This is a genomic window from Spirosoma fluviale, from assembly GCF_900230225.1.
GTDB classification, from domain to species: Bacteria; Bacteroidota; Bacteroidia; order Cytophagales; family Spirosomataceae; genus Spirosoma; species Spirosoma fluviale.
The window spans coordinates 84,200-92,711 of the sequence record NZ_OCNH01000009.1; the positions used below are offsets into that span (position 1 = coordinate 84,200).

The window sequence follows — 8,512 nt, forward strand, 5'->3', positions numbered from 1 at the left end:
GCCTTCAGCATGGAAACTACCCAATTCTATACCTGGTCAGAGCAGCAGAAGCGTGACTGGCTGTCCCGGCGCTTACAAACGACCGCTAAAAGGCCTGTTGCTGTTCCATCTGACCTGTCGAACCAGCCGGCAGCCTCGAATCTGGCCGATAGGACCAACCGATCGGGCCCTTACCCATTGACCGATATTCAGACGTCGTTTCTGGTAGGCAAATCCATTGGTGCCAAATCAGACCGCGTAGGCTGCCATTACTACTGCGAATTTCGATTCGATGCGATTGAAAACGATCGACTACAGGACGCCTTGAATCTCGTAGTGGCCCGGCATGACATATTGAGAACCCAGATTAGAACGGACGGTACTCAGCAACTTCGGAGCGACACCCCGGTAATTCAGATTCCAACGACACCAGTCGATGGGCTGTTTCACGAAGAAAACAAAACGTTGATGGCAGTACGGAGGGAGTTATCTCACCGATTTTATACAGCCGATGAGTGGCCTTATTTTCAGTTATGTATCACTAAATTCATCGACGCGGCTGTACTGCATTTTAGCATCGACGAGTGGATTGCCGATGCCATGAGCGTAGAAACGCTGCTTGGCGAACTGGAAATAGCTTATCAGGGACACGTTCTGACCAGTCCATCGGCTCAGTTTTCGGACTATCAGCAGCAATTGGAGCGAGTATCATCGCCCGGAAAGGCTCAACAGCAACTGGAAAACTACTGGAAGCCTAAGCTGGCCACTCTGCCCGCCGACCCTGCCCCGTTCCCTCAAACCACCAAAACACCTTCCAATGGAGTGTATTTTGAGCGCAAGACGCGCAGTTTCATCGTGTCGGCAGGGCATTGGCAACGGATACAGCGTTTCTGCGATCAGCAGCAGGTTTCCGCTTCGGCGTTGTTGGTAACGATACTGGCTGAGTCGCTATTTTTTCGTCGTGAACCAGGCCAGTATCCCATCCTGATGACGTTTTTCAACCGGTTTCCGGTATTGCCAAAGGTCGATACCATTGTTGGGCCGTTTATTTCTTCCTCCATCTTTCAGGCGTCAGTACGTCAGGAGCTGCCGCTCCGGGAAGTAGTTGCCGAGCATCAGAAGCAACTCTGGAATGACCTCGATCATAGCGTAGTCAGTGGTATTGCTGTACTTCGTTCCCTAAAGCAGGCGCAGTCCGTAGCGTCATCGTATTCGATTCCGGTTGTATTCACCAGCTTACTCAATACACTTGCCCGTGAACAGTCTACCTGGCGTGACCGACTGACGTACTCGATTTCGCAAACTCCTCAGATATTCTTCGATCATCAGGTGTTTAGTAATAATGGTCAACTACACCTGAAATTCGATTACGTCGACGAAGTGGTTGGTGCCGAATGGGCAGAGAGCACCATGCACCTGTACGTCAATACGTTACTAGCCATTGCCGCTATGGAGCCGGAAACCGATTCCGATGTAACGGTGGCTCAATTGCTCAATCGGGTGGCCTCAACCAGCAAATCTTTCATCAATACAGGCGAAGCCAGGAATTTACCTCAGTCAGCAGCTACGGCCAATTCGGTATTTCCGCTGACGGCCTTGCAACAGGCTTATTGTTTCGGACGCAATCGCCAGCAAGGGCAATCCCGGACCAGCAGCAGCGTGTATTATGAATTTGAGGTCGAAACGATTGACGTAGCCCGCCTGGAAACGGCGCTGAATGACCTCATTGGCACCCACGACATGATGCGTGCGGTTGTCTTTCCGGCTAGAAATCAGCAACAGGTACTGACGAATCCGGGACATTATGCCATTCAAACCCAATCGGTCGGACCGGATAAATCCGGGATTCAACAGGCACGATTGAAGCAACGGGAACGGTTCGTGAACCACGAATTTGTGCTATCGCAATGGCCTTTGTTTCAGGTGGCGGTGAGTCGTTTTGAGGGCGCTTCGGCCGTATTGCATGTGTTGTTCGATACCCTTGTTTTCGATGGACAAAGCATCAACACCATCCTTTATCAACTCATTCGACACTATCAGGACGCAACGTACGTGCTGCCCAGGCCAACGTTTTCATTTCGGCAGCACGTCGTCCAACTGGAGCAGTTTAGTCTCTCGAAAGCGTCGGTTCCTGCGTGGACGTACTGGAAAGACAAATTCGCTACCCTCCCGGTCGCCCCGCGTTTAGCCGTTGGTCAGGGAGCCGTAGCTGCTTCGTCGGGACGTGTTCGCCATGATTATGAGTTTGATGCCTGGCCTCAACTCGTTGCAAAAGCGCAGGAACTTGGCGTCGAGCCAGGCGTACTGCTGTTCAGTCTGTATCAATATGTTCTTGAGCAAGCTCAGCCTGATGCGCAGCCGTTTACGCTGGTGATGGTAAACTGGGACCGCCCGATTTACCAGTCCGATCTGAAAACGACCGTGGGTGATTTTACGCTCGTTAGCTGGATCACCAGTCCGGCAGAAGCACCCCGTTCACTCACAGACCGCATCCTGGCTAATGATCGCCAAAATCGACAGGATGTGTATTACTCGTCTGTATCGGGACTCAGTGGTTATCAGCGGGCCGCTGCCACAGATAGCCGACTCCGGCAGCAACAATATCCGTATGTCTTCACGAACCTCATCAGCGATACCCAGTCGCTGTTCGTTGATCCCGGTTTCCGGCTTTCATACAGCCTCAGTACCACGCCCAATGTGTTTCTGGATGTCATCAATTTTGCCATTGGCGACCGCCTGCATTTTCACTGGGATGAGACGGAGGGCGTGTTTCCTGCGGGTTTGATTTCATCGTTATTTTCTGCTTACATCCGCCTGCTCGATTACGTTGCCACTACACCCAACGCCTGGACTATGCACGACTTTTCTATACTGCAGGACGACGTAGCAACGGCTACGGTTGATGCCACAACTGACCAGCTGATCAACAGTTCTACCGGCCCCTGGAATGATACCTTTCAGCCGTATGATCTCACAACGCCCATTCACAAGCATATTGAAGCCCGGGCTGCTGAGCAGCCTGCCCATCCGGCTGTGGTAGTCAACGGGCAGTCGATAAATTATGGTGAATTCAACGCTAATGCTAATGCATTGGCAGCCTGCCTGCGGGATAAGGGAACGGCCGCCAATCAGGTAGTTGCGGTGTTGATGGATCGCTCGTATGAAATGGTCCTGACCCTGGTTGCGATTTTAAAAGCAGGAGGAGCCTACCTGCCAATTGATCCGTCGTTACCCGCCGAACGAATAGCGCACATGCTTGAAAATGCGGGCGTACGAGTGCTGTGTATGCAGGATACATACCAGCATCTGGTGGAACGCTTCGACGGTCAACGTATCAACTGCCAACGGGAGTTTGATCAGATTTACGCAAGCTATCCCGCACATAATCCGAACGTTGTGTCTGATCCGGAAAGCCTGGCTTACGTTATCTATACGTCTGGTTCGACGGGTAAGCCTAAAGGGTGCATGATTTCTCACCGGGCAATAGCCAATCGATTGCTCTGGATGCAGGCCGCGTATCCATTGCAGACTTCCGATAAAATTCTTCAGAAAACCCCCTATAGTTTCGATGTGTCGGTATGGGAGTTTTTCTGGCCTTTGATGATGGGCGCTACGGTCGTGGTGGCCAAACCAAATGGTCACCGTGATCCTCGCTATTTAGTTAATCTTATCAATCAGGAGGGCGTAACGGTCTGTCATTTTGTGCCGTCCATGTTTGCGGTCTTCCTGAATGAACCACAGGTGTCTACCTGCCAAACGCTCCGGTACATCTTTACCAGTGGCGAAGCGTTACCCTATACGCTGATCGAGCGCCATGCCGATCAGTTGGCAGCTGTGCTGGTCAACCTCTACGGCCCAACGGAAGCTGCCGTGGACGTAACGTACTGGAACTGCGAAAAACGGGCTGATAAAAAAGTTTTCATCGGTCGGCCCATTGCGAATATCCAGATTCATATTCTGGATGAACACCTAAATCCAGTTCCGGTAGGCGAAACGGGTGAACTCTACCTGGCTGGCGTTGGGCTGGCGCAAGGGTATCTGAATAACCCTGCGTTGACCCAGGAACGCTTTATCGACAATCCGATTAACCCACAGTTTTCGGCTAAGCTCTACAAAACCGGTGATGAAGGACGATATGATACCGATGGGAACATTGAATTTCTTGGTCGGCGCGATTTTCAGGTAAAAATCAGGGGGTTACGCATTGAATTGGGTGAGATTGAGCTGGCTTTGCTGGCAATTAATACGATTCGGGAAGCGGTGGTGCTTGTGCAGGATGCGGCTGGTGCCGACCCTCGTCTGGTGGCGTACCTGACCGTATCGAACCACTTCGACCTGACTGATGTGCGTCGTCAACTGGCGGCACAGCTACCGGCCTACTGCCTGCCACAACACATAGTCGTGCTGGATACGTTGCCGGTTACGGTGCATGGAAAGCTGGACCGCCATGCTCTGCCCTGGCCAGTGCCAGCCGCAACGGGCGATGCTGAGCAGAAGCTGGCCGAATCGAATGACACGGCGCAACGAATAACCAGACTGGTCAGTGAGTTCGCTCAGGCCATGACAGAAAGCCTTCAGATAACAAAGCTGAGCGCAACCAGCGACTTTTTTGAGTTAGGCGCTACGTCGTTTACACTAATTAATGTGCTCCAGCAAGTAGCCGGGAAGGATGCAGAACTGGAATTGCCCATCGACATTGTGATGGCGAATCCTACGCTCCAGGGTATTCAGGATTATTTGCAGCATACATTTCAGAAATTGCCGGATGCTACTTCGGCGACTTTAATCGACAGGGTGGCCATTAAAATAGAACAAACGACACAGCCCAAACCGGTCAATAATGATGCGTTGGTGGCTGACTTAATGGCCTTTGTTCAAACCTTCCTGCAACAGCAATTGCGGCTGACCGATGCAATTCAGGAAAATACTAACTTTTTTGAACTGGGTGCTACGTCGCTGACAATCATCAATTTAGCGCAAAGTTTATCCGAACAGTTTGCGTGCGACGTATCGGTTGAAGAACTGCTGGGAGTCAGTACGTTGCGTACGCTGCGAACTTACCTGAAACAAACGACGGCTCCGGCACCAGCGATTGTACACCAGCCGGCAGCAAGTGTTTTGGAGGAAGTGCTGCCGTTCAACGAATTTTCTGCCTGGCTGGAAAATCTGAAAGCTCTTGAGTACGAGGGGAAAATGCGCTATGCCTATCCGTCGGCCGGTGGGGTTTACCCACTGCAAACGTATGTGTATGTGAAGCCCGATCGGATTGAAGGCATCACGGCTGGGTACTATTACTATCATCCGCTGGAACATGCGCTCTATGCTTTGAGCGGCCAGCGTCAGCTTTCGGCATATACCAAGTCAACAGCTGCCCGATTGGTTGACGAAGCTGCTTTTGTGGTTTTCTTCGTGGGCTGTCTTGATGCGATCGAGCCCTTGTACCTGAACGTCAGTTCCTACTTTATTACGCTCGATGCCGGGTATGCGGGCCAACTGTTGTTCGATAAACGAGGGGCGCTGCAACTTACCACCACGACGGCATTTAATTCGGAAGCCATTCGAACGGACTTACAACTAGACGGGCGCTACGTCTTTACATACGCGCTCGTTGGCACAACTGGCTCCTCAGCTCGGCATTGGCAATCGACCGGCCTCTTCGACCAGCTAACCGTCGGACAACCAGAAACACTTGCATTCAGACAGGCGGATGAACTGAACGAATTAAAGTACAGTCGGCTCACCGCCGAACAGAAGCAGGAACTCGAAAACCGTCACCTCCAGATTCGGGTGTTCAAGCCGGACCAGACCCGCATCGCGCTGGCAGCCACCGGTGCGGGCATGACCTCAAGTACCTATCGTCAGCGGTCAGCCAAGCGGCAATTTACGGGTCAGCTCATTCCCCAGGCGCAGTTGATCGACTGGCTGAAACAGGAAACCGTCACTATGGCCGCTAGCCTTCGGATACTGATTTATGTGAAGCCCAATTCTGTAAAATCGCTGGAGGCTGGTTATTATTGGTATAATGCAGAATTGAACCGTCTAGATGTCAGCGAGTTAATTGAAGACACTGGCCTGGTTAATTGCCACACGCCCTTTAATCGCGCGCATTACCAGGCATCAGCGTTCAGTATTTTTCTGGTTAGTGATTCAATACAATCTCAGCAACAGGATGGTGAAGCGGCTTTTCATAACGCCTTGCTTCGGGCGGGAAGTAGCGGTCAGAGCTGGATACAATCGCAGAGTCGCTACTGTCTTGGCTTGTGTCCTATTGGCGGATTCAACTACGAATACATCCGAAATCGACTTCGTTTGGCACCATCGTCACAACTGATTCATTCGTTGCTCGGAGGGGCCTACGATTACGCTTCCAATATGGCTGCTACGTCCAACCCATCTTCAACGGATTCTGACAAACGGATTTCCATTGGCGATTCGCCGGTTCGGCGGATGCAGGATATTGCCATCGTTGGCGTTAACGTGCGGGTGCCGATGGCCGACGATCTGGATACGTTTTGGCAAAACCTATACGAAGGACGTAACGGCATTGGGCCGATACCGGCAGATCGCTGGTTGTCGACGCGGGATTCGGGCGGGTTTATTCGGGATATTGACCAGTTCGATGCGGCCTTTTTCGGGATCAGCGCCTATGAAGCCGACTACCTCGATCCGCAGGTTCGTCTGTTGCTGGAATCAGTATGGTGTGCGCTGGAAGATGCTGGCTGGAGCGTTGCCCAACTGAAAGAAACCCATCAGACCGATAATACGAAGGTTGGTGTGTTTGTCGGCTGCATGTATGAACATTATCATTTGCTGACCAATGATCCGGACGAGCGGGCGATGCTGGCTTTGCATTCCTATTCGTCGCTGGCCAACCGAATTTCGCATTTCTTCGATTTTCGAGGTCCCAGTCTTGCCATCGACACGGCCTGCTCGTCTTCCCTAATGGCAATTCACCTCGCCTGCGAAAACATACGGCAGGGCAATTGTCAGATGGCCGTGGCCGGGGGCATCAATCTTACCCTACACCCAAGCAAATATCAGGCACTGCAAAAATTAGGGCTTATCAGTAGTGATACCAGCCTTAGCCGGAGTTTTGGTAACACGGACGGCTACGTACCCGGCGAGGGCTTGGGTATGGTGGTTATGAAGCCACTTGAGGCAGCCATTCGGGACCACGATTTCATTTATGGCGTCGTTAAAGGTAGTGCATCCAATCATTGCGGGAGGAGTAGCGGGTATTCAATGCCCAACAGTCAGGCGTATGTCGATCTGATGACCGAAGCAGTTGAGCAATCGGGCGTCGACCCGGCCACGATCTCCTTTGTCGAGTCGGCAGCAAACGGTGCTCCCCTCAGCGATACGGTTGAATTTACGGCACTGAAAACATTTTTCAAGGCGCATGTACCCAGCGAATCCATTCCAATTGGTACGGTAAAGTCGAATATTGGCCACCTCGAAGCCGCTTCGGGTCTGTCGCAATTGACTAAGGTTCTGTTGCAATTACAGCATCGTAAACTGGTACCGACAATCAATCACCAGCCCGTCAACCCGCTGATCAATATAGCGCAGAGTCCATTTCGATTTGTTGAGCAACCGACCGACTGGCTTGCTGGTCCTGCTGGTCTTCGGCGGGCGGGTATTGGTTCATTTGCCGCTGGCGGAACCAACGTATTTATGGTTGTGGAAGAAGGCCCGAACCAGCCTGCCGTTCCCGCTGGCAATCAATTCCTTTTCTGCTTTTCGGCACCCGGCCATCAGCAATTGAACGACCTGCTACAGCGGATGCTCGTCTATCTGGCCGATCATCCGTCGGTATCGCTGGCAAATGTATCGTACACACTGGCTAACGGACGGAACCATTTTGCTCACCGAATAGCCATTGTTGCGACCAGTCTCGCCGAATTAAGTCAAAAAATCAGTGAGTACGTGGAGACCCGCCAACCGGCAGAAGGTGTTTATGCTCCGCTTACGCCAGTTGAATCGCCGATACGGCTTTCGTCTAAAAGTCGGTTTGCTACGTTGCTGCGCGAGAGTTTAAGCCAGGCTATTTTTGAGGATATAGCGTCACTTTGGACAACGGGTTTTGGGGTCGACTGGTACGACATTATGAAGGTGATGCCCGGTAGCCGGATACCATTACCTACAACTCCCTTCCAGAAAAAACGTCACTGGTTGCCGGGTGCCTCCGTGGCGGATGGTTACGCTATTGAGGCACCGGATGTAACACTCGCTGGTCGTTTTACACTCGCCGAAGCATCCGAACCAGACAGCGACGTTACCGCCAAAATTCGGCACGAACTGGCCGCTATTCTGCGGATCGATGTGGCCGCGCTATTGCCCCATGAGCAACTTACCGAGCCGGTTAATTCGCTGGTGAAAATTCGCCTGATGAATCGCCTGATGGAGCAGTACTCCGTTTTGCTGAAGGCCAGCCGGTTTGTGCAATGCAAGAGTATTCACGCTATTCAGGACTACCTGAATGAACAGATCGTGGCGTTGCAGGAAGCCTGACCAGGCAAAAGGCCAATTCCCC

At 52.0% G+C, this 8,512-nt stretch carries 1 protein-coding gene; it reads left to right on the top strand.

The features are described 5' to 3' along the window. Positions 1-9: 9 nt before the first annotated feature. Positions 10-8,490, top strand: coding sequence for a non-ribosomal peptide synthetase (locus CRO74_RS29640; RefSeq protein ID WP_097131660.1), 8,481 nt, complete (start codon positions 10-12; stop codon positions 8,488-8,490). The last annotated feature ends 22 nt before the right edge of the window (positions 8,491-8,512 follow it).